20 protein-coding genes and 1 pseudogene are annotated in these 19,277 nt (G+C 70.3%); 13 read left to right on the forward strand and 8 right to left on the reverse strand.

The window, feature by feature from the left end; genetic code table 11:
* Both Ahu01nite_RS45225 and Ahu01nite_RS45230 read left to right on the forward strand, forming a co-directional pair.
* Positions 1-251, forward strand: a 251-nt coding sequence (locus Ahu01nite_RS45225; protein WP_203842939.1) for a hypothetical protein, incomplete at its 5' end; no start/stop codon positions are given.
* Between the two features lie 318 nt (positions 252-569).
* A pseudogene (locus Ahu01nite_RS45230) lies at positions 570-767 on the forward strand (transposase family protein); the annotation flags it as partial.
* 14 nt (positions 768-781) lie between these two features.
* On the opposite strand, the gene Ahu01nite_RS45235 reads toward Ahu01nite_RS45230, so the two are convergent.
* The gene (locus tag Ahu01nite_RS45235) at positions 782-3,799 is read right to left on the reverse strand and encodes an EAL domain-containing protein (protein WP_203842940.1); all 3,018 of its coding nucleotides are present in this window, start codon (positions 3,797-3,799) and stop codon (positions 782-784) included.
* A gap of 90 nt (positions 3,800-3,889) precedes the next feature.
* On the opposite strand from Ahu01nite_RS45235, the gene Ahu01nite_RS45240 reads away from it, so the two are divergent.
* Both Ahu01nite_RS45240 and Ahu01nite_RS45245 read left to right on the forward strand, forming a co-directional pair.
* Entirely contained in the window at positions 3,890-5,488 is a 1,599-nt protein-coding gene (locus tag Ahu01nite_RS45240; RefSeq protein WP_203842941.1) for a chitinase, read from the forward strand.
* 76 nt (positions 5,489-5,564) lie between these two features.
* Positions 5,565-6,011 carry a hypothetical protein gene (locus Ahu01nite_RS45245; RefSeq protein WP_203842942.1) on the forward strand — a complete coding sequence of 149 codons (447 nt, stop codon included), beginning with the start codon at positions 5,565-5,567 and terminating at the stop codon, positions 6,009-6,011.
* Positions 6,012-6,045: 34 nt separating this feature from the next.
* Here the strand turns inward: Ahu01nite_RS45245 and Ahu01nite_RS45250 are convergent, their stop codons facing one another.
* Together Ahu01nite_RS45250 and Ahu01nite_RS45255 are read right to left on the reverse strand one after the other, a co-directional pair.
* Entirely contained in the window at positions 6,046-6,960 is a 915-nt protein-coding gene (locus Ahu01nite_RS45250; RefSeq protein ID WP_203842943.1) for a serine hydrolase, read from the reverse strand.
* A 36-nt stretch (positions 6,961-6,996) separates the two neighbouring features.
* Complete coding sequence (locus Ahu01nite_RS45255; RefSeq protein ID WP_203842944.1) at positions 6,997-7,467, reverse strand: hypothetical protein; 471 nt, start codon at positions 7,465-7,467, stop codon at positions 6,997-6,999.
* Positions 7,468-7,690: 223 nt separating this feature from the next.
* Between Ahu01nite_RS45255 and Ahu01nite_RS51085 the strand changes: the two genes are divergently transcribed.
* Genes Ahu01nite_RS51085 through Ahu01nite_RS45265 form a run of 3 tightly spaced genes read left to right on the forward strand, consistent with a single transcriptional unit; the run spans position 7,691 to position 9,959 of the window.
* Complete coding sequence (locus tag Ahu01nite_RS51085; RefSeq protein WP_239159656.1) at positions 7,691-9,094, forward strand: glycosyltransferase family 39 protein; 1,404 nt, start codon at positions 7,691-7,693, stop codon at positions 9,092-9,094.
* Positions 9,091-9,684 (forward strand): class I SAM-dependent methyltransferase, encoded by a 594-nt coding sequence (locus Ahu01nite_RS51090; protein WP_239159657.1) that lies wholly within the window; start codon positions 9,091-9,093, stop codon positions 9,682-9,684. The genes Ahu01nite_RS51085 and Ahu01nite_RS51090 overlap by 4 nt, the downstream gene beginning before the upstream one ends.
* Complete coding sequence (locus Ahu01nite_RS45265) at positions 9,681-9,959, forward strand: hypothetical protein (RefSeq protein WP_203842945.1); 279 nt, start codon at positions 9,681-9,683, stop codon at positions 9,957-9,959. Before Ahu01nite_RS51090 ends, Ahu01nite_RS45265 begins: the two co-directional genes overlap by 4 nt.
* A 114-nt stretch (positions 9,960-10,073) precedes the next feature.
* On the opposite strand, the gene Ahu01nite_RS45270 is transcribed toward Ahu01nite_RS45265, so the two are convergent.
* Positions 10,074-11,243 carry an SDR family NAD(P)-dependent oxidoreductase gene (locus Ahu01nite_RS45270; RefSeq protein ID WP_239159658.1) on the reverse strand — a complete coding sequence of 390 codons (1,170 nt, stop codon included), beginning with the start codon at positions 11,241-11,243 and terminating at the stop codon, positions 10,074-10,076.
* Between the two features lie 78 nt (positions 11,244-11,321).
* Between Ahu01nite_RS45270 and Ahu01nite_RS45275 the strand changes: the two genes are divergently transcribed.
* Positions 11,322-11,843 carry a winged helix-turn-helix transcriptional regulator gene (locus Ahu01nite_RS45275; protein WP_203842946.1) on the forward strand — a complete coding sequence of 174 codons (522 nt, stop codon included), beginning with the start codon at positions 11,322-11,324 and terminating at the stop codon, positions 11,841-11,843.
* Here Ahu01nite_RS45275 and Ahu01nite_RS45280 read toward each other — a convergent pair.
* The gene (locus Ahu01nite_RS45280) at positions 11,813-12,892 is read right to left on the reverse strand and encodes an alkene reductase (RefSeq protein WP_203842947.1); all 1,080 of its coding nucleotides are present in this window, start codon (positions 12,890-12,892) and stop codon (positions 11,813-11,815) included. The genes Ahu01nite_RS45275 and Ahu01nite_RS45280 overlap by 31 nt on opposite strands.
* Before the next feature lie 250 nt (positions 12,893-13,142).
* On the opposite strand from Ahu01nite_RS45280, the gene Ahu01nite_RS45285 reads away from it, so the two are divergent.
* Together Ahu01nite_RS45285 and Ahu01nite_RS45290 are read left to right on the forward strand one after the other, a co-directional pair.
* Complete coding sequence (locus Ahu01nite_RS45285; RefSeq protein WP_203842948.1) at positions 13,143-13,586, forward strand: MarR family winged helix-turn-helix transcriptional regulator; 444 nt, start codon at positions 13,143-13,145, stop codon at positions 13,584-13,586.
* Between the two features lie 54 nt (positions 13,587-13,640).
* Positions 13,641-14,903, forward strand: coding sequence for an alpha/beta hydrolase family protein (locus Ahu01nite_RS45290; RefSeq protein WP_239159659.1), 1,263 nt, complete (start codon positions 13,641-13,643; stop codon positions 14,901-14,903).
* A 12-nt stretch (positions 14,904-14,915) separates the two neighbouring features.
* Here the strand turns inward: Ahu01nite_RS45290 and Ahu01nite_RS45295 are convergent, their stop codons facing one another.
* The 3 genes from Ahu01nite_RS45295 to Ahu01nite_RS45305 form a co-directional block, all read right to left on the reverse strand.
* A complete protein-coding gene (locus tag Ahu01nite_RS45295; protein WP_203842949.1) occupies positions 14,916-15,647 on the reverse strand; it encodes a GAF and ANTAR domain-containing protein in 732 nt (243 codons plus the stop codon).
* Positions 15,648-15,691: 44 nt separating this feature from the next.
* Positions 15,692-16,423 (reverse strand): GAF and ANTAR domain-containing protein, encoded by a 732-nt coding sequence (locus tag Ahu01nite_RS45300; protein WP_203842950.1) that lies wholly within the window; start codon positions 16,421-16,423, stop codon positions 15,692-15,694.
* Positions 16,424-16,534: 111 nt separating this feature from the next.
* Entirely contained in the window at positions 16,535-17,314 is a 780-nt protein-coding gene (locus Ahu01nite_RS45305) for a SigB/SigF/SigG family RNA polymerase sigma factor (RefSeq protein WP_203842951.1), read from the reverse strand.
* A gap of 239 nt (positions 17,315-17,553) precedes the next feature.
* Here Ahu01nite_RS45305 and Ahu01nite_RS45310 point away from each other — a divergent pair, with 239 nt between their 5' ends.
* The 3 genes from Ahu01nite_RS45310 to Ahu01nite_RS45320 are packed head-to-tail and all read left to right on the forward strand — an operon-like array spanning position 17,554 to position 19,276.
* Positions 17,554-18,297, forward strand: coding sequence for a CsbD family protein (locus Ahu01nite_RS45310; protein WP_203842952.1), 744 nt, complete (start codon positions 17,554-17,556; stop codon positions 18,295-18,297).
* The gene (locus Ahu01nite_RS45315) at positions 18,294-18,719 is read left to right on the forward strand and encodes a phage holin family protein (protein ID WP_203842953.1); all 426 of its coding nucleotides are present in this window, start codon (positions 18,294-18,296) and stop codon (positions 18,717-18,719) included. The genes Ahu01nite_RS45310 and Ahu01nite_RS45315 overlap by 4 nt, the downstream gene beginning before the upstream one ends.
* On the forward strand, positions 18,695-19,276 hold the full coding sequence (locus tag Ahu01nite_RS45320) for a DUF3618 domain-containing protein (RefSeq protein WP_203842954.1): 582 nt from the start codon (positions 18,695-18,697) through the stop codon (positions 19,274-19,276). Before Ahu01nite_RS45315 ends, Ahu01nite_RS45320 begins: the two co-directional genes overlap by 25 nt.
* The last annotated feature ends 1 nt before the right edge of the window (position 19,277 follow it).

Consider the following 19,277-nt stretch of genomic DNA (forward strand, 5'->3'; position numbering starts at 1 on the left):
TCCGGCGCGCTTTCGGGAAAGCCCTCGGCCATGCTGCCCGGCTGCGGCGTGACTCTCCTGAGGCGCGGACGCCGGACGGCAAGCTCATGTGGATCGAGGCAGCACGTGCATTGTTCCGTGACGCGAACACCAGCCGGGCGCAGGCTGTTGCCGCACTCGAGCGTGACCGCAGGCGTGCCGCCGGTGACCTGTTCAACTGGGCCCGGTTCACCAGCCGATGGCGAATCAAATACGGCACCGCCTGCGCATGAGACGACACCCACAGCCCCCCGGCGAGACTCCCCGGGTAAGGGTCCCCGAGAGGCACAACACGTATCGGGGCACGCCCCAACAAGACCAGGTCAGCGCTTTCCATAGAAACACCGCACGCCCACCGATGCCGGGATAGCTCACCGAGGCTTTCCGGGTAACGGCGTGATTGCCCTGGGTGGTGCGTGGCTTGTTGTGTGTGGACACGCTGAACCTTTTGTGGTGCAACGAAGGGGCGCAGAAGCCCGGTAGGAAAGGGCCGGAACCCGGTCGCTCGGCCGCTACCAGCCGGGGCGATCCCGGTCCTGCGCCGGCTACTCCACGTCACCATCGATGGCACCCTGATCGAGACCGACAGATGCCCGACACTTGCGGTGGATCTCTGGTGGTCGGGAAAGCACGACAACCACGGCGAGAACGTGCAGATCATCACCGCCCCGGACGGTCGGCCGCTCTCGACCTCGTCCGTGCAGCCCGGCTGCGAACACGACACCACCGGCCTACGCCACCATGGCCGAGAGGCCGTGCTGGATCAGGCGGGCCGGCCGGCGGGGAGGGCGGCGTCGGCGAGGGCTCGTTCGATGGGGACCGGGCGGCCGAGGTAGAAGCCCTGGCCCAGCGGCACGCCGCAGTCGACGAGGGCGTCGCGTTGCTGGGCCGATTCGATGCCTTCGGCGATGATGGTGCAGTTGTTCTCGCGGGCGAATTCGACCAGCGATCGGATGGATGCCCGTCGGGCGCCCTCGGTCTCCACTCCGGCCAGGCTTTCGCGGCCGAGTTTGAGGAAGCTGGGCTTGAGGGCTTCGAGGCGGGCCAGGGTGTCGTAACCGGCTCCGGCGTCGTCGACCGCTATGCGTACGCCGGAAGGCAGGTTGTCGAGGTCTGCACGGTCGGCTTCGGCGAGTTCCAGGATCAGCGGCCGGGTGGTTTCCGCGAGCAGGGGTTCCAGCTCGCGCGGGCGGCGCAGCAGGTCGCCCGAGACGTTGAGCGAGAGCCAGGTGCCGGCCGGGAGTGCGGTCGCCGATGCCAGGGCGGCGCGGATGAGGGCGGCGTCCAGGTCGATGCCCTGGCCCTGGGCTTCGGCGGCGGCGAGGCCGCGTTCCGGGCGGGTGCCGTCGGCGAAGCGGGTGAGGGCTTCGTAGCCGACCACTTCGCCGGAGTTCAGGTCGGAGATGGGCTGGAAGACGGTGAAGAAGGTGAACTCCTCGAATGTGCTCGACCGGGCGGGGCGCACCGTGCGGCCCGAGGCCGGTGCCTGGGTCGAGCGGACGGCGACCAGGCCTCCCGTGGAGCCGCGGTCGGAGCGGTAGTGCAGGACCGAGGCCCAGTCGCCGATCGCGCCAGTCGGGGCCATCGCGCGGGCCTCGGCGTGGGTGGCCGGGGTGGTCGCCACCGCAGCGGAAACAGCACGCTTGCGGGGTTTGACCGGGCGGTAGAGCCAGCCGCGGATGTGGGTGAAGAAGTCGACGATGGTGTTGCCCACGCCGACGAACGCCACCATCGCATAGACCGACAGGAGCAGGTTCAGGCCGGCGAAGACCAGGTTGGACCACTGGTGCAGTTGGACGTCGCGGATCGCGGTGTAGACGCAGAGGGCGATCAGGGCCATCGGGGCGAGGAGATAGGAGGTCGCTGCCGTCGTTCGGTTGCGGACTTTGGGCGTACGTTTGAACGCGCTCTTTTCGCCTGTCAGCAGTTGGAGGATCGAGGCGAAGCTGCCGGAGAGGTTGACCGGCAGCAGGATCAGGTTGAATCCGTAGATCCGGAAGACGTCCACGCGTTTGTAGCCGCACGCCTTGAGGTCGGCGCTCATCATCATGAAGTACGGCACCGAGACGAGCAGCAGGATCGGGTTCAGCAGGTCCGCGTTGAACGGGTAGGCGAGCATCACGACCAGGCACACGGAGCTCCAGAAGATGGAGGCCATGTAGTTCACCCGCAGGAAGAGCTCGCCGAAGCGGTTCTTCTGCCCGCGGGCCGTCTTCGCCCGGAACTGGTCCTTGAGCCGCGACAGGATGAGCAGGCCGCCGTTCGCCCAGCGCTGGCGCTGGATGCAGAGCGAGCCGAAGTCCGGCGGGGTGGCGCTGTAGGCCAGGCGTTCCGGGTAGTTGTACAGCGTCCAGCCGTTGACGCCGAGGTCGATCGTCGACTCGGTGTCCTCGATGACCGTACGGTCCTGGATGTAGCGGCGGATCTCCCAGTCACCCTCGTAGGCGACCTCGCGGATCTCGTCCAGGGCCTTCTTGCGCAGGACGGCGTTCGCGCCGACCCAGAACGTCGCGCCGTAGTGCGTCATGCCCTGGTGGACGATGTGCTGGATGTCGGTGGTGGCGCCGGAGATCCGCTCGATCCGGGTCGCCGATCCCGGGAATGCGCTGTATGGCGTCTGCGCCACCGCGTCGCGCTCGTGGGCGCCCTGTTCGAGCAGGTGGACGAGGCGGAGCGCGTACTCGGGCAGGATCACGCTGTCGGCGTCGAGGGTGAGCACGTAGTCGGGGTCGGGGACGGTCAGCTCGGCCTGCCCGGGGCCGGCGGGGACCAGGGCGACACCGAGTGGCGTACTGACCTCCTGGAAGCTGCCGCCCATCAGGCCGATGTAGCTGTTGAGGTTCATGGCCTTGTTGGGCTCGCCCGACAGCGACACGTACTTCTTGCGCTCGAAACTGGTCATGGTCGCGTCGAAGATGGCGAGCAGGCGGCGGTGCAGCTGATGCATCCGCGGCACCGGCAGCGTCGCGTCCTCGTCGGCGCCGCCCTCGAGGGCTTCGGCGATCGTGCCGAGGTCCTCGGCGAGCGCGTTGAGGATGTGGTCGACGAAGAAGACGTCGGTGTGGTCGACCATGTCCTGGCTGCGGCCCAGGCCGATCAGCCAGCCGGCCGAGTAGCGGTATTCGGCGGCGAGGTCGCGCATGTCGTCGATGGTGGTGGCGCGGTGGTCGCGCTCGTCGAGGGCGTCCTCGAACTTCTCGTACGCGGCCCGCACCCGCTCGTACGGAACGCTCATCTCGGCCTCGATCGCCCCCGGCAGCGCGCGGGCCGCCAGCAGCAGGTCCCGTGAAGCCCGCGTCTTGGGCTGTTGCGGGTCGTCGATCAGCAGGACGACCCGCAGGCCGGGGTATTCCTGCAGCGCCGCCGACAGCAGCGTGGTGCGGATGACCCGCTCGTCCTCCTGGTACGACGGCACCAGGACCGTCACCGTCGGCGTCTCACCCTGCAGGAAGCTGTCGAGCATGACCCGCGGCGCCCGGTGATGGGCCCGGCTGCGGTAGAAGAAGCCGATCCGGGTGATGAGGTACGCGGTGGCGGACGCCGCCAGCCCCGTCACCACGACCATGTACACGATCGCCTCGACCGCCAGCCGCGCGCTGCTGGCGTGACCGGCGATGAACTGCTGGATGATCGTACCGATGATGTAACAGGCCCAGACGGTGATCGTGAGGACGATTGCGAGCCGGCCGCGGTTGATCCGGCCCTCGGAGACGGGAGGCGCCACGAGCGGGTGCGGGGCGGACCGCCGATCCGCGCCCCACTGTCTCGGAGATGACTGCATGTCCTTCCCATCGGCGGCATCGCGACCCCGCCTGAATGTTTTGTGATCACGAGGCCTTCAGCGGCGCGGAAATCTGCCGATCGGGGGGTTATGGTCACTCAGCAGGCGGTGCGGCCGGATTATGACCCGCTCGCCGACCCGGACTGGCAGGAACCCGAACCCCCGGCTGAGCGGCTGTCCTGGCTCCGGCTCGGCTTCCTGATCCTGCTGGTGGCCGGGCTCGGCACCGGGGGTACGTTCGCCGTGCTGCACCTGCGTGACACGTCCGGCCCGACCGCGAAGTCGTGGGCGGTGCCGTACGTCGACGTCACGCTCACCCCGACGTTCGAGTTCCAGGACCCGGACGCGAACCCGTCGAACAACGTGGCGCTTGCGTTCGTCGTCGCCGACCCCAAGGACGGCTGCTCCCCGAGCTGGGGCGGCGCGTACACCCCCGACGAGGCCGCCGCGTCCCTGGAGCTGGACCGCCGGATCAGCCAGCTGCGGGCGGCCGGCGGCAACGTCATGCTCAGCGTCGGCGGGCTCAACAACAGCGAGCTGGCCGTCGCCTGCACCGATCAGGCCAAGCTGACGGACGCCTACCGGCAGCTCGTCAAGCGCTACGACGTGGCGACCCTGGACCTCGACATCGAGGGCACGGCCGTCGCCGACCAGGCCTCCCTGACCCGGCGGGCAACGGCACTGACAACAATCCAGGCGGAACGTACGGCCGCAGGTGACCCGCTCGAGGTGTGGCTGACCCTGCCGGTGGCTCCCACGGGGCTGACGGCCGACGGACTCGCCGCGGTCCAGGCCACGCTCAAGGGCGGCGTCTCGCTGCGCGGCGTCAACGTCATGACGATGGACTTCGGCTCCGATCAGGGCTCCGACCCCGACATGCTGGAGCTCAGCACGGACGCCCTCGAAGCCACCCACAAGCAGCTCTCCGACCTGTACCTGCGGCTCGGCGTGCAACTCACCTCGCCGCAGGTGTGGTCGCGGATCGGCGCGACCCCGATGATCGGGCAGAACGACGTCGACGCCGAACGCTTCACGGTCGACGACGCCAAGGGGCTCGCGTCGTACGCCGTCGACAAGGGCCTCGGGCGGGTGTCGATGTGGTCGCTGAACCGCGACGCCCCGTGCAAGGGGACGTTCTCGAACGTCGTGGTGCACTCGAACACGTGCAGCGGCGTACCCCAGGACGCTCTGGCCTTCTCCTCGGTCTTCGCGGATCTGCCCGGCGCCGCCGTCGGCACCTCGGGTCGCGAGGCCATCACCGTCCCGACCCAGGACACGACCGCCGACGACCCGGCGACCAGCCCCTACCCCATCTGGCGGCTGACCGCGCAGTACGTCGGCGGCTACAAGGTCGTCTGGCACGGCGTCGTCTACGAGGCGAAATGGGCGAACGCCGGCTCGGACCCGTCGGCGGCCGGCGACTCCACCACCCCGACCCCGTGGTCGGTCATCGGCCCGGTCGGCTCCGGCGAGAAAGCCCCCGTCCCGAGCCCCACGGTCACCGGCGTCACCGCCCCGTGGTCCTCGACCACCGTCTACGCCCGCGGCGACCGGGTCCTCTTCAACGGCCTCCCGTACGAGGCCCGCTGGTCCTCCACCGGCGACGCCCCCTCGACCGAATATCCGATCGGCCCGGACGAGCCCTGGAACCCGCTCTTCACCGTGCCGGGCGAACCCGCGACGCGGTAGCTGATTCAGGTTCGTTCATGCACTCAGGGCGATGCGCGCGGGCGTCGGCTGGGGCTCTCAGGGTACCGTTTCGCCGGTGGCGGACACTGACCCTCTGGCTGCCGGGCTGGCCACCCTGCTGGAGTGGAATGCGGAGCGGCGCCGGAACTTCGCGGCGATCGTCCAGCTGACCGGGGCCGGGGCGGAGGCCGCCGAGCGCGATCCGGCGACGCTTATCCCGCGGCTGCAGCGATACGTGGAGGCGTTGCCGCTGGCCGACTTCGAGGCGGACGACTGGTTCACCCTGCAGACCGATCTCGCCACTTTTCTGGGGCGGCTCGCGGCGGTGAGGCGTGCCGCCTACTGGGGCGTCCGTGCCGCCCCATCTACGCCGTGCGGCTACCGTTACGTGGTTGCCACCGCGGACGGCCGTGCCGCTGATCCTTACGAGATCGTCGCCCTGGAGTTCCAGGAGGACGTTGTCGATGTTGTTCGCATGATCGCGACGGTCGAGGCGACGCTGGACGCTGCGGTGACGGGGTAGCTGCGCCGGTCAGGGTGTGAGGCGGGTGCTTCGGTCAGAGTGTGAGGTGGGTGCTTCGGTCAGGGCGTGAGGGGTCAAGGGTGAGGTGGGCGCGGAGGTGGTCGACGGCCGCGCGGGCGGCGGCTCCGATGGCGACGTCGATGGCGGGCTGGCGATCGGTCAGGGTGTGGGCCCGGGTGAAGGCGGCCACGACGTAGCTGCGGCCGTCGGGGTAGGTGACGACGCCTGCTTCGTTGCGGATCGCGGGGAGGGTGCCGGTTTTCGCGGCGACCTTGACGCCGTCCGGGAAGGCCGCGGCCAGGCCGTGCGTGGTGAACGCCTGCGACATCCACGAGCGGACCAGCGCACAGGCCCGCGGCGGCGCGGCCCGGTCGGTCCAGATCGCTTCGAGAAGGGTGCCGATGTCGCGGGCGGTGGAGGCGTTGGTGCGGGCCGGGTCGATGCAGGACAGGGCCCACACCGCGGCCGGGCCGGCCTCGGCGATGCGGTCGTCGACGTCGGTGGGTTCCGGCAGGGCGAGGTCGGTGACGATGCTCAGCAGCACCGACTCGATGTCGCCGCGGACGTGGGTGTTGTGCAGCCCCAGATCCTCGACGACGGCATTGACGGCCGGGTGGCCGACGCGCTGGAAGATGACGTCGGTGGCCGCGTTGTCGCTCATCGTCAGCATGAACAGGGCCAGGTCGGCAAGCGTCATGGTGACCGGGCCGGAGCAGCCCGCAGTGCCCGCCCCGCCGACCTGATAGCGCGCGGGCACGGTGACCACCTCGGCCGGGTCGAGCTCGCCGGCCACGACCGCGCGGGCGAACGCCACCGCGACGATCACCTTGACGACCGAGGCGAGAACCACCGGCGCGTCCGCCGCCATGGCGACTTCGTCGGTCCCGCCGACCTCCCGCACGTACAGGAAACCCTGCGCGCCGGCCTCATCGAACAGCTTGTCGACCATGACCCGACGATAGTCGCGTCCCGCAGGGACCACAGGCTACGTGGGGAACGACACGGTCAGAAGCCGGTGCAGGCCTTCGCCCGGATCGGAATGCGGGCTGAACGTGATGGAGATTCCGTCATGGCGCGTGACGGCGATGAGCAGGTCCTCGTGGAGGATGATCGCCTTGCCCGACGTGGGCGTTGCCGTCGTGGTCGGCCGGGCGGATTTGTGGCTGCGCGACTTCGCAGGCTCGGGTCGCTTGGCCGCCGTCGTGACGCCGGCAACCGGTTGGTCTGTCCCGAGGCCCGGCTCGGCCGTCACCGTGGGGCCCGGCATGTTGGTGCCTGCGGCGGACGGCGTCGGCGAGACGTCCGGCAGCATGGTCGGTGCCGCCTTCTGTGATCGGTTGAGCAGAAGAGCGACAGTGGCCAGGAGGGTGAGGCATACCGCGACCGTCGCGCCCAGCGAAACATTGCGGTTGATCTGGCCGATAATCGTCACTGGACCGCTCGGGTTACCGGACACCGCCTGCTGGATGCCGGCGACCGGCGTTGACGATGGGGGAGCCTGTTCTGGAAGGGACGCTGGTTGCTGTCCGCCAGCCCCCGCGGGCGTCCGCCGCTGCGTCCCGTTCGGGTGGTGGGGCGTCGAGGTGGGCCGGCCGTTTGCCTGCTGTGAATAGGTTGGCGCGATGGGGGAGAGAGCGTGGCCTGGGCGGATTGTGCCGGTTATCGTGCCGGGGCTGGGGATGCTGGTTCTGGGGCTGGCCGGGGCCACGCGGTCGATGCTGAGCTGGGACGAGATCGCCACCGTGGATGTGGCGCGGCGGTCGGTGCCCCAGATCTGGCGGCTGATGCAGCATATCGACGGGGTTTTCGGGCCCTATTACCTGCTCATGCATTTCTGGACCGCGGTTGCCGGGCGCGGGGTGCTCGAGGTGCGACTGCCGTCCATTGTGGCCATGGCGGGGGCGGCTGCGCTCACCGGTGAGCTCGGGCGGCGCCTTTTCGGGACGGTGGCCGGGCTGGTCGGTGGGCTCGTGTTCTGCGCTGTTCCCAACATTTCACGGTACGCCGCGGAGGCTCGGCCGTACGCCATGGCCTGTCTGGTCTCGGTGTTGGGTTTGATCCTGCTGCATCGGGCGTTGACCCGGCCGGGGAGGGCGCGCTGGCTTGCGTACGGTGCGGCGGTGGTGGGTCTGGGGTTGAGCCATGTCATCGCCTTGACCGCTCTCGGGGCTCACGGTGCGGTGGTGCTGATGTGCCGGCGGCGGGCGATCGTGCCGTGGGCCGTCAGCGTCGCGGTGGCGCTGGTGGTGCTCGGGCCGATCTTCTGGCTCGGGTCGGGGCAGCGCGGCGCGCAGCTGCACTGGGTGCCGCCGCTGACCGTAAAAGCGGTGCGGAACTTCCCCGTCGCGTTGACCGGGTCGGCCGAGGTGGCATGGCTGCTGATCGGGCTGGCTGTCACGGCGGGGTGGCGGGTGCGGCGGCACGTCCTCGCGATGGCATTCTCGGCGGTGATCCCGCTCGGGGTGATTCTTGTGGTGTCCGCGCACGGGCCGTCGTTCTGGGTGAACCGGTATCTGCTGTTCGTGCTCGCACCGACGGCGATCCTGGCGGCGGTCGCGCTGTGCCGTGCCGGGGCTCTGCCGGGCGGTGCCGGGGCTCTGCTGAGCCGGGCCGGGACTGTCAGGGTCGTCGCTGTGTTGCTTCTGCTGGCCGCCGTCGCGTATCCGGCGCAGTGGACCGTGCGCGGGCGGACCGTGAAAAACGGCACCGACGACCGCAGCGTCGCCCGGATCGTCCAGGCCGGTCAGCAACCCGGGGACGGCATCATCTACCAGCCGGGGTCGCGGACGTTGCGGCCCGGCGTCGACTACTACCTGCGCGACGATCCGGGGCGGCCGCGGGATCTGCTGCTGCGCCGGGACGCCGCCGACGAGGCCAGCCTGGTCGCGGGGGAGTGGCCGGGCACTGCGGACCGGCTCGGGGCGGGGCGGGTGTGGCTGTTGGTCGGGGCGCGGGAGGAGGATCCGCTCGCGCATCGGGCGGATCTGGCGGCGGTACTGCGTACCCGTTATGTACGGGCCGGCATCTGGCAGGTCAAGCGGGGGACACTCGCCCTTTTTGTGCCGCGTACGGTGGGCCCGTGACCCAGGACAATCTTTGGCTGCGCCAGCTCGCGCAGAACCCCGGCCATTCCCGCAGCTACATTCAGCGATTCCGGGACCTGGCCGCCAACGGCGCCGACCTGGCCGGGGAAGGCCGCCTGATCGACGCCATGGTGCCCCGGGGCGCCCGCATCCTCGACGCGGGCTGCGGCACCGGCCGGATCGGCGGCTATCTGGCGGGTGCGGGCCACCAGGTCACCGGTGTCGACCTGGACCCGGTGCTGATCGCCGAGGCCGGCACCCAGCACCCGGCTTCGACCTGGCTGGTCGGCGATCTGGCCGAATGGGAATCACCCGGCCCCGGGTTCGACGTCGTCGTCTGCGGTGGCAACGTGATGGCGTTCCTGGCACCTTCTACCCGGGTCGAGGTGCTGCGCCGGTTCAGTGCCCATCTGGCCGAGGGAGGCCGTGCGGTCGTCGGTTTCGGGGCGGGACGCGGCTACGAATTCAGCGACTTCCTGGCCGACGCGAAGACGGCCGGCTTCACCGAGGATCTCCTGCTCGCGACCTGGGACCTGCGCCCCTTCACCGAGAGCGCCGACTTCCTCGTGGCCGTCCTCACTCCGGCGTGATCGCCCCCGGCGAGTGGTCCGGCATCGCGGACCTGCTCCGGCGGGTGCCGATGCCGGCTGGTGAGGGCCCGGTGCAGGGTGCGACCGCCGAGCAGATCGCCTCGATCGCCGGACACTACGAAAAGCCACTTCCCGATGTGTACGTGCGATGGCTGCGTTTCTGCAACGGAACGCCGGCCGGTCCCGGCGGGCTCTACGGTGCCGGGACGTCACGGAACCGGCTCGACGCGCTGCCGATCCTGCGACGCCATCCTCATTGGGCCCGGCCTACATAACGGCCGGCAGCCTCCCCCTCTTTCTCTGCTTCCTGCTGCCCTTCGAGGCGGCATACGTCACCGCCGCGGACCCCGGCATCTTGAGCGTCGCGGATCCCGGGTTGCTGCCCTGGCTCAGCCGGTAGGGAAGTCGACGCTGCGGGCGATCTGCTCGCCGGCGCGGATGCCGGTGACGAGCTCGTCGAGGTGGGTGGTGACGCGGTCGAAGCCGGCGCTGCCGAGGACGAGGTTGCGGGGTGGCTGGGCGGCGTAGACCGCGTCGATGACCGCGCGGGCGGCCTTGGCCGGGTCGCCGGGCTGGTGGCCGTCCTGCTCGACCATGGTGGTGTGGACGGCGGTCAGCAGGGGTTCGTAGTCGGCGATGCCCTCGTTGACCGGTTCGCCGGCGAAACCCGCGTAGGCGTTGGTGCGGAAGGCGCCCGGTTCGACGGCGATGACGGTGATGCCGAACGGTTCGACCTCGCGGCGCAGGGAGCCGGTGATGCCCTCGATGGCGTACTTCGCCGCGGCGTAGTGGCCGAACGCCTGGGCTCCCGCGAGGCCGGCGACCGAGGAGACGTTGACGACCGTGCCGGTGCGGCGGGCGCGCATGCCGGGCAGGGCGGCGCGGAGCACGGTGAGGACGGCGAAGAAGTTCAGCTCGAACAGGTCGCGGACGGCCTGGTCGGGCATGCCTTCGACGGTGCCGACCCAGCCACGGCCGGCGTTGTTGACGAGGACGTCGATGCCGCCGAACGTCGCCTCGGTCTTGGCGACGGCGGCGCTGACCTGGGCGGCGTCGGTGACGTCGGCGGGTAGCAGCAGGACCCGGTCGCCGTGGGGCGCGGCCCAGTCCGCGAGCTGGTCCGGTTTGCGGGTGGTCAGGGCCACCCGGTCGCCGCGGTCGAGGGCGGCGTCGGCGAACGCGACGCCGAAGCCGCCGGGCGTACCCCCGGTGATGAACCAGGTCCTGCCGGGGTTCAGCGCGATCGACAACTCCGCGATCCGGGTGAAGTCCGGGTCGGCGGGGCGCAGGTGGAACGCGAACGACAGCGGACTGCCGGGGAAGTCGCCGGTCGCGCGCATGGTGACGACGGTCCGGCCGTCCTCCTCCGTTGTGGCCAGCGGGGTCAGGACGACCCTCGCCGCGGCGACCTCGAGGGTGTTCCACCGCCGGATCTCGTCGTGGCCGCGGTAGGTCTTCCCGTCGTCGGTGACCACCGCGTCCGGGGCGAAGACGGCGAGCACCGCATCGGTGTCGTAAGCGTTCAGAGCCGCGACAAGACGGCTGACAGCACTGGGCACAGCGGTTCCCCCACACGATAGACTTCTAAAACAGAAGCTAGTGGCTTCGACTTTAGCAGTAACTCGGGGAGGCGCCAGATGGCCGGCAAGATTCGGCTCGAGGACCGGGAATGCCCGCTGTCGACGACCCTGCAGCACGTGGGCGAGTGGTGGACGCTGCTGCTCCTGCACGACGCGTTCGACGGCTTCACGCGCTTCGACCAGTTCCAGGCCAACCTGGGGATCTCGTCCAGCATGCTGACGAGCCGGCTGAAATCCCTGGTCGCCGATGGGCTGCTGGAGCGCCGGCGATATCAGGAGAACCCGCCGCGGCACGAGTACGTTCTCACCGAGCTGGGGCGCTCCCTGCGTCCGGTGATCGTGACGCTGGCGGCGTGGGGGAACAACCGGTTGCGGCCGGAGGGGCGCAGCATGATCCTCGTCGACGCCGAGTCCGGCGCGGAGGTGGACCCGGTGGTCGTGGACCGCACCACCGGGCACCCTCTCGACGACGCCGAGGCGTACGTCTTCACCGCCGGCCCGGCCGCCAGCGAGGCCATGCGCGCACGCTATGTGGGGGCCGGGTCGTCTCACGCCCCCGGCGCCGCCAGGGTGGGATAGTCGGTGTAGCCGCGGTGATCGCCGCCGAAGGCCGCCGCGAAGTCCGGGGTGTTGAACGGCCCGCCTGCCGCGAGCCGGGCGGGCAGGTCCGGGTTGGCCAGGAACATCGCACCGTACGCGATGACGTCAGCAGTCCCGTCCTCGATGAGCCGGAGTGCGTCCAGCCCGGTCGGGGCGGGCTTGGTGGCCGGGTTGAGGATGAACGTCGCCGGCCATTCCGCACGCAGCCGCCTGGTCAGGTCGCGGTCGGTGCTCTCCATGACGTGCAGGTAGGCGAGCCCGAGCGGCGCCAGCCGGGCGACCAGCGCGAGGTAGGTCTCCTCGACGTCGTGCTCGGCGATGTCGTTCGTCGTGTTGTGCGGGGAGATCCGGAAGCCGACCTTGTCCCCGCCGATGGCCCCGGCGACCGCGGCGGCCACCTCGACGGCGAAACGGATCCGGCCCTCGACCGAGCCACCCCATCCGTCCGTACGCCGGTTCGCGTTCACGGACAGGAACTGCTGGACCAGGTATCCGTTGGCGCCGTGGATCTCGACGCCGTCGAAGCCCGCGGCGATCGCGTTGCGCGCGGCGTCCGCGAAGTCCCGGATCGTCTCGGTGATCTCCTGCTCGGACAACTCTTTCGGCGTGGTCAGGTCCTGCGGGCCGGTGTCGGTGAAGACCTGCCCGGTCGCGGCGACCGCGGACGGCGCGACCGGGGTCAGGCCGTCGGGCAGCAGACTGGGGTGCCCGATCCGGCCGCCGTGCATGAGCTGCGCGAAGATCACACCGCCCTCCGCGTGCACGGCGCCGGTGACCTTGCGCCACGCCGCGACCTGCTCGGCGGAGTGCAGGCCCGGGGTGTTCGTGTAGCCCTGGCCGACCACCGACGGCTGCACGCCCTCGGTGATGATCAGGCCCGCGCCCGCCCGCTGCGCGTAGTAGGTGGCCATCAGGTCCGTCGGGGTCGCACCGGGACCGTAGGCCCGGCTGCGCGTCATCGGGGCCATCGCGATGCGGTTGGCAAGCTTCGTTCCGGCCAGATCGTGTGAGTCGAACGCCGACGTCATGATCGTGATCCTTGTCCCGAGATAATTTACCTGTCCAGACAAGTAAAGCGCGTCCGAAGCGACTTGGAGCACGTTAGTAAGCCACATCACGGCCGGGTAGACTCGGATTCATTGTCCGAGCACATTCCTGGAGGATCCCGTGTCAACCGAGCCTTCTGGGTCAACCGAGCCTTCTGGGTCGACCGAGCCTTCTGGGCGGGTGGGGGAGCCGGCGGACTGCGACGCGGCCTGCGCGCCGGCCGGTCTTTCGATGCCGGCCAGTGCGGCGGCCGGTCCGGTCAGTCACGCGATCTTCCGGGTCGCCCGGCTGCACCGCATGCACGTCGGTCAGCTGCTGCGCCGCGTCGGCCTGCACCCGGGTCAGGAGCTCGTCATGATGCAGCTCTGGGACGGCGGCCCGCAGCGCCAGACCGACCTCGCACGGTTGCTCGGCTCGGACGCCGCCACCATGACCCGCACCGTCCAGCGGCTGGAGCACGCGGGTTTCGTGCGCCGCATGCCGTGCGCCACGGACAAGCGCGTCACCATCATCGAGCCGACCGCCGCCAGCCTCGCCCTGCGCCGCGAGGTCGAGAACATCTGGGCCGAGGTCGAGAGTCGCACCCTCGGCGAGCAGAGCGACACCGGCCGCGCCGAGACCCTGGCCACCCTCGAACGCATCGAGAACAACCTAAAAATCGCCGCGCGTCTATAAACCGGGCGTATACTCTGAGCGCATAGTCACGGATCGCGCGACAGAGGAGTGCTCATGGGGCAATTGACACGCCGAGGTCTGCTCGGGGCAGCGCTGGCAGCGGGCGCAATGGGCGCCGGCCTGCCGATCGGGCCCGCCGACGCCGTGCCCGGTGCCGCGAGCGCCGGTGCCGGTGCCGGTGCGGCCGATGCCAGCACCGGTGCGGCAAGTGCCTCTGCCGCAAGTGTCTCTGCCGCAAGTGTCTCTGCCGCAAGTGTCTCTGCCGCCGGTGCCGAGGCCGGTGCGGGGCCCGGGCCGGTGCGGCTCACGCTGCCCCGGCCGACCGGGCCGTTTCCCGTGGGGACGGTGCCGATGCGCCTCGTCGATCGTTCCCGTCCGGACCCGGTCGCCGGTGCGGGGCACTTCCGGGAGCTGATGGTCTCGGTCTGGTATCCCGCCCGGGACGTCTCGGGTTTCCCCCGTGCTCCGTGGCTGCTCCCCGCGGTCCTGCGGGAGCTCCTCGCCGATGCGGGATTCGCGCCCGATGCCGTGCTGGCGCCCTGGACCTCGGGGCACGCGGGCGCCCCGGTGCGGCGCTCGTCCGGCGGGCTGCCCGTGGTGCTGTTCTCGCACGGCGCCCACGATCACCGGGCCGACAGCACCGTCGTGGTCCAGGAGCTGGCCAGCCACGGATACGCGGTGGTCACGGTGGACCATACGTACGACGCGTTCAGTGAGTTCCCGGACGGCCGGGTGATCGTGCCCGTCGGCGATCCGGTTCTGCTGGCCCGGGACTTCGCCGACGACCTGCTGTTTCTCGTGGACACGATCGGGAGGGGCGGCCTGGGGCCGGCCCTGGACCCGCGGCGGATCGGCGTGTTCGGCTGGTCCAAAGGTGCCACCGCCGCGGCGCTGACCATGATCGAGGATCGGCGGGTGCTGGCCGGCCTGAGCTTCGACGGCCCGATGCTGCCGGTGATCACCGCCGACTTGGACCGGCCCTTCATGCTGATGACGGCCGAATACACCCGCGATGCCGCGCCGAGCGTCGCCGAGTTCTGGTCACGGCTGCGGGGCTGGCGGCTCGACGTCCGGGCCGAGGGCGCAGTGCATTCATCCTATGTGGACTATCAGGTGCTCTACCCGCAACTCGCCGGGGTCGTAGGGATGGGTGACGAGCAGCTGGCCGCGCTGATCGGCACCCTTGACCCGGGCCGGGCGGTGCGGATCCAGCAGGCCTATCCGCTCGCGTTCTTCGACCGGCATCTGCGCGGGCTCCGGGAGGGCCTGCTCGACGGGCCGAGCCGGGTCTTCCCCGAGGTGGTGTTCCCCGGGTAGGGCGGTGACGGATCAGGATTCCTTGAGCCGGGCCAGCGCCTCCGGGTCGGTGACGATCGCGTGGGCGACGTCGGTCAGTTTCCAGCTGTGCCGCCGCGCGTAGCCGCGGATGACGGCGAAGGCGTCGTCCACGGTGAGACCCATGGACTGCGCGACCGCACCCTTCGCCTGTTCGATGACGACGCGGCTGTTGAGGGCGCCCTGCAACTGCTCGGAGAGCACCTCGCCCCGGCGGATGGCGCGCTCCTGCAGCAGGGCGATCGCGGCGACATCGGTCAACGCCTGGATCACCGGGACGTCCGCCTCGGCGAGATGGCCGCCCAGGCTGGTGCCGAAGACGTTGAGCGCGCCGATCACCTGACTGCGCAGCCGCAGCGGGAAGGCGTGCACCGATTGGAAGCCGGCGGCGGCGGCGCGCGGTGCGAAACGCGGCCAGCGCGCGGCCGCCGCGCCCAGGTCGACGTTGATGACGGGCCGGCCCGTGCGGACGGCTTCCAGGCAGGGGCCCTCGTCGGTCTGCAACTGGAACAGCTCCACGAGCGTGACGTTCTCGTCGGAGCCCGCCATGAACTCGAGCTTGCCCCGCTCGTCGGCCAGCAGCAGCCCGACGGCGCCCGCTCCGACCAGGGAAGCCGCCCGGTCGGTGAGGGTCTGCAGAAACTCGATCAGGTCGAAGTCGTCCACGAGCGTATCGGCGACCTCGACGAAGATCTTCGCCAGTCGTTCCGGGGAAACTGTGGTCATCCCTGCCTCCTGGCACGTTCTCGGCTCATTGGCGTCATCAGAGTTCACGGCTTGTCGGTGTCGAAGTGCAGCCGGCGGGCGACGATGTCGCGGGCCACGTCGGAGAGGCGGCGCTCCTGCGCGTACGCGTGGGCCCGGATCCGTGCCATCGCCTCCGCGAGGGAGACGCCGAGCTGCACCATCACCATGCCTTGCGCCTGGAACAACTGCGCGCGGTACCCGTCAGCGTAGTTATTGTCGTCGATTTCCCGGACGAGGCCGTCGCGGGCCTGGACGTGCCGGTCGAGCAGGGCGGCGACCGTGACGTCGGCGACCGTGAGCGCGTCGGCGAACTCGCCGGCGGTGAGCGGGCCGGGGCGGTCCCGGAACACGTCCAGGACACCGAGGCGGGCCGCGCCGATCTGCAGCGGGAACGCGAACACCGCCCGCAGGCCGCCCGCGCTGGCCGCCGGGGTGTAGAAAGGCCAGCGGCCGCCGGCGTCCGGCGCGGGATCGCCGAGGTCGGGGACCAGGACCGGGCGCCGGCTGGTGAACGCGTCCATGCACGGCCCCTCCCCGAGGATGAACTGCAGCTCCTCGATGCGTTCGCACGCGGAATCCGAGGCGGCGGTCTCGCCCCGGGTGCCGTCGTCGGTCATGATGCTGATCCCGGCACCGGAGGCGGACAGCACCTCGGCTGCAGCTCCGCAGACCCCCCGCAGGAAGCCCGGCCGGTCGCCGTGCGCGGCGGCCTGCCGGGTGATCAGATCGGTGATGATCGCGCTGCGGTCCTCCATGGGCTGCACCTTCCAGCGAGGCACCGCCGGAGACCAGGGCAGCAGAACCGGCAGATCCGGTTGGCGGGTACTTTACCCGGTGCGGGCGATTGCTACTCCGGTAGTCACCGGTCACAGAATTTCTGCCTCGAACTGGTGGCGCAGTGTCAGCAGGGCCCGGGCGAGCAGCCGGGAGACGTGCATCTGGGAGATGCCGAGCTGCCCGGCGATCTGGACCTGGCTCCGGTTGCCGTAGAAGCGCAGGGTCAGGATCATGCGTTCGCGCTGGTCGAGGCGGGCGAGAGCCGGGGCGAGCGCGATCCGGGTCTCGGCCAGCTCGTACCCGTGGTCGTCGCCGCCGAGCAGATCGTCGAGCTGACCGCGGCTGTTGGTGCCGACCGGTGTGGACAGCGGCATCGCATGGTAGGCGCGGGCCCCTTCGAGCCCCTCCAGCACCTGCTCCTCGGTGATCCTCAGGTGCGCGGCGATGTCGGCGACCGTGGGCAGGCGGGACAGCGTCTGGGTCAGCTCGTTGTTCGCCGCGGTGATCGCGAGCCGTAGCTCCTGCAGCCGGCGCGGGACTCGTACCGCCCAGGTGTGATCCCGGAAGTGGCGTTTGATCTCGCCGAGCACGGTGGGCAGGGCATATCCGACGAAGTCGACGCCGCGCAGCGGATCGAAGTTGTCCACGGCCCGGATCAGGCCGATCGCGGCGCTCTGCACGAGATCGCCGAGCGGTTCCCCGCGGCCCGAGTAACGGGAGGCCAGCCGCCGGGCCATGGGCAGCCAGGCCTCGATGGCCCGGGCCCGCAGGAGTGCCCGCTGCGGATGCCCCACGGGCAGGGCGGTCATCGCCATCAGGAGCTGAGTGGCGCAGTCGGTCGCGAAACGGGTGCCGGAGTCCCCGGGCATGATCCCCCCTTGGCGGAGAAATGCTCGATGCCGGGGGCCGGGGCAGCGACCCCACGAGGGGCTGCGCCGTCGATTCTAGTCCGCTCAGGACTTTCGCGCCTCGTCCGAATGCGCTGTCCGGGCGCGCCCGCTCCCGGGCCGCGCCGTACACGTAGAGATATTTGTTCTTGGGCAAATATGTGTGATCAAGCAGGTCAGGGGTAGCCGTCGAGCACAGCACTCACCCCCTGGAGGTAACCATGAGTGATGTTTCATCGGGAGCACGGTTCCCGGACGAGCCTTTCACCGACCCGGCGTACCCGGTGTCCGATCCGTACGCGACGCCGGTTGAACGCTATCCGGCACGATCACCGTCCACCGCGGACACCGGAGGCGGCGACGACTCGAAGGCCAGGCAGGTCGCGGGCCAGGCGTCCCAGGCCGCCGGTGAGGTCAAGGACACCGCCAAGGAGCAGGCGCAGAAGGTTGCGGGTGAGGCCAAGGCCCAGGCCCGCAACGTGGCGTCCGACGTGCGTGACAAGGTCGGCGAGCAGGCCCGTACGCAGAACGACAAGCTCGTGGGCACCATCCGCGAGACCGCCGACCAGCTCGACGAGATGCGCGGCGACCGGCAGGACTCGCCGGCCGCCGCAGTGGTCTCCCGGGTCGCGGACGGTGGCCGGCAGCTCGCCGACTACCTCGACCGCAACGGCCCGGACGGCGTGCTCCGTGAGGTCCAGGACTTCGCGCGTCGCCGCCCCGGTGCGTTCCTGGCGACCGCGCTCGCCGCGGGATTCGTCGTCGGCCGGCTCGGCAAGGGTGTCGTCAAGGCGGACCCCGACGCGGGCGCCGACAAGCCGCACACCGACTCGTTCGAGTCCTTCAGCAGCGGCGGTACCGACTACCCCGCCGGAGGCAACGACTACCCCACCGGCGGCACGGACTATGCCGCCACCGGCACCGGCGTACCCGTCGTGGTGTCCGAGGAGAGCTGGACCCGATGACGTCGTCCTACCCGGCCCCGCACAGCGATCGCACCGACGAGGTGTCCGAGACTTCGATCGGTGAGCTGATCGGCAACATCAGCGACGACCTCACCAGCCTGTTCCGCCAGGAGGTGGAGCTGGCGAAGGCCGAGCTCAAGGAGGAAGCGGGCAAGGCGGGCAAGGCCGCCGGGATGCTCGGCGGCGCCGGGTTCGCCGGTTACCTCGCCGTGGTCCTGCTCAGCTTCGCCCTGGTCTTCGGGCTCTCCAACGTCATGGACGCCGGCTGGGCCGCGCTCATCGTGGCGGTCATCTGGGGGATCGTCGGCGCCGTGCTCTACACGACCGGCCGTAAGCAGCTCAAGAACGTCGACCCGATGCCGCACCGCACCGTCGACACGATCAAGGAGGACGCGCAGTGGCTCAAGAACCCGACAGGCTGAGGCAGACCATCGAGGAGACCCGCGCGTCGCTGACCCGCGACGTCGACATGCTGGCCGAGAAGACCAGTCCCACGAGGGTCGCCCAGCGCCGCTGGACCGCCGCCAAGGAGAAGGTCATGGGCAGTTCGCAGCAGGCCCGGCACGCCGCCGGGGACACCGCGAGCACGGTGCAGGACAAGGCGTCGGAGCTGACCGGCAAGGCCGGCGAGGCGGCGCACGACGTGGCCGGCTCGGTCCGCAAGGCCCCGCAGGCCGTGGTCCAGCAGGCGCAGGGCAACCCGATCGCCGCGGGCATCATCGCGTTCGGCGTCGGCATGCTGGCCGCCACGCTGATCCCGGTGACCGACATCGAGCGGCGCGCCGGTCAGCAGCTCAAGGACAACACCGGCGACCTGACCGACAAGGTCAAGGACGTCGCGACCGAGCTGAAGGACGACCTCTCGGGCAGCGTGCAGCACGCCGCCGGCGAGGTGAAGGAGACCGCGCAGGGCGCGGCCCGCACGACGAAGGAGACCGCGCAGTCGGGTGCCCAGGACGTGAAGTCCTCCGCCTCCTGAC

The organism is Winogradskya humida (assembly GCF_016862215.1).
Classification (GTDB): domain Bacteria; phylum Actinomycetota; class Actinomycetes; order Mycobacteriales; family Micromonosporaceae; genus Actinoplanes; species Actinoplanes humidus.

Coding starts and splice junctions, on each gene's coding strand:
- Ahu01nite_RS45235 (WP_203842940.1), bottom strand. CDS start 3,799: ATGCAGTCATCTCCGAGACAGTGGGGCGCGGATCGGCGGTCCGCCCCG.
- Ahu01nite_RS45240 (WP_203842941.1), top strand. CDS start 3,890: ATGGTCACTCAGCAGGCGGTGCGGCCGGATTATGACCCGCTCGCCGAC.
- Ahu01nite_RS45250 (WP_203842943.1), bottom strand. CDS start 6,960: ATGGTCGACAAGCTGTTCGATGAGGCCGGCGCGCAGGGTTTCCTGTAC.
- Ahu01nite_RS51085 (WP_239159656.1), top strand. CDS start 7,691: ATGCTGGTTCTGGGGCTGGCCGGGGCCACGCGGTCGATGCTGAGCTGG.
- Ahu01nite_RS45275 (WP_203842946.1), top strand. CDS start 11,322: ATGGCCGGCAAGATTCGGCTCGAGGACCGGGAATGCCCGCTGTCGACG.
- Ahu01nite_RS45280 (WP_203842947.1), bottom strand. CDS start 12,892: ATGACGTCGGCGTTCGACTCACACGATCTGGCCGGAACGAAGCTTGCC.
- Ahu01nite_RS45285 (WP_203842948.1), top strand. CDS start 13,143: ATGCCGGCCAGTGCGGCGGCCGGTCCGGTCAGTCACGCGATCTTCCGG.
- Ahu01nite_RS45290 (WP_239159659.1), top strand. CDS start 13,641: ATGGGGCAATTGACACGCCGAGGTCTGCTCGGGGCAGCGCTGGCAGCG.
- Ahu01nite_RS45295 (WP_203842949.1), bottom strand. CDS start 15,647: ATGACCACAGTTTCCCCGGAACGACTGGCGAAGATCTTCGTCGAGGTC.
- Ahu01nite_RS45300 (WP_203842950.1), bottom strand. CDS start 16,423: ATGGAGGACCGCAGCGCGATCATCACCGATCTGATCACCCGGCAGGCC.
- Ahu01nite_RS45305 (WP_203842951.1), bottom strand. CDS start 17,314: ATGCCCGGGGACTCCGGCACCCGTTTCGCGACCGACTGCGCCACTCAG.
- Ahu01nite_RS45310 (WP_203842952.1), top strand. CDS start 17,554: ATGAGTGATGTTTCATCGGGAGCACGGTTCCCGGACGAGCCTTTCACC.
- Ahu01nite_RS45315 (WP_203842953.1), top strand. CDS start 18,294: ATGACGTCGTCCTACCCGGCCCCGCACAGCGATCGCACCGACGAGGTG.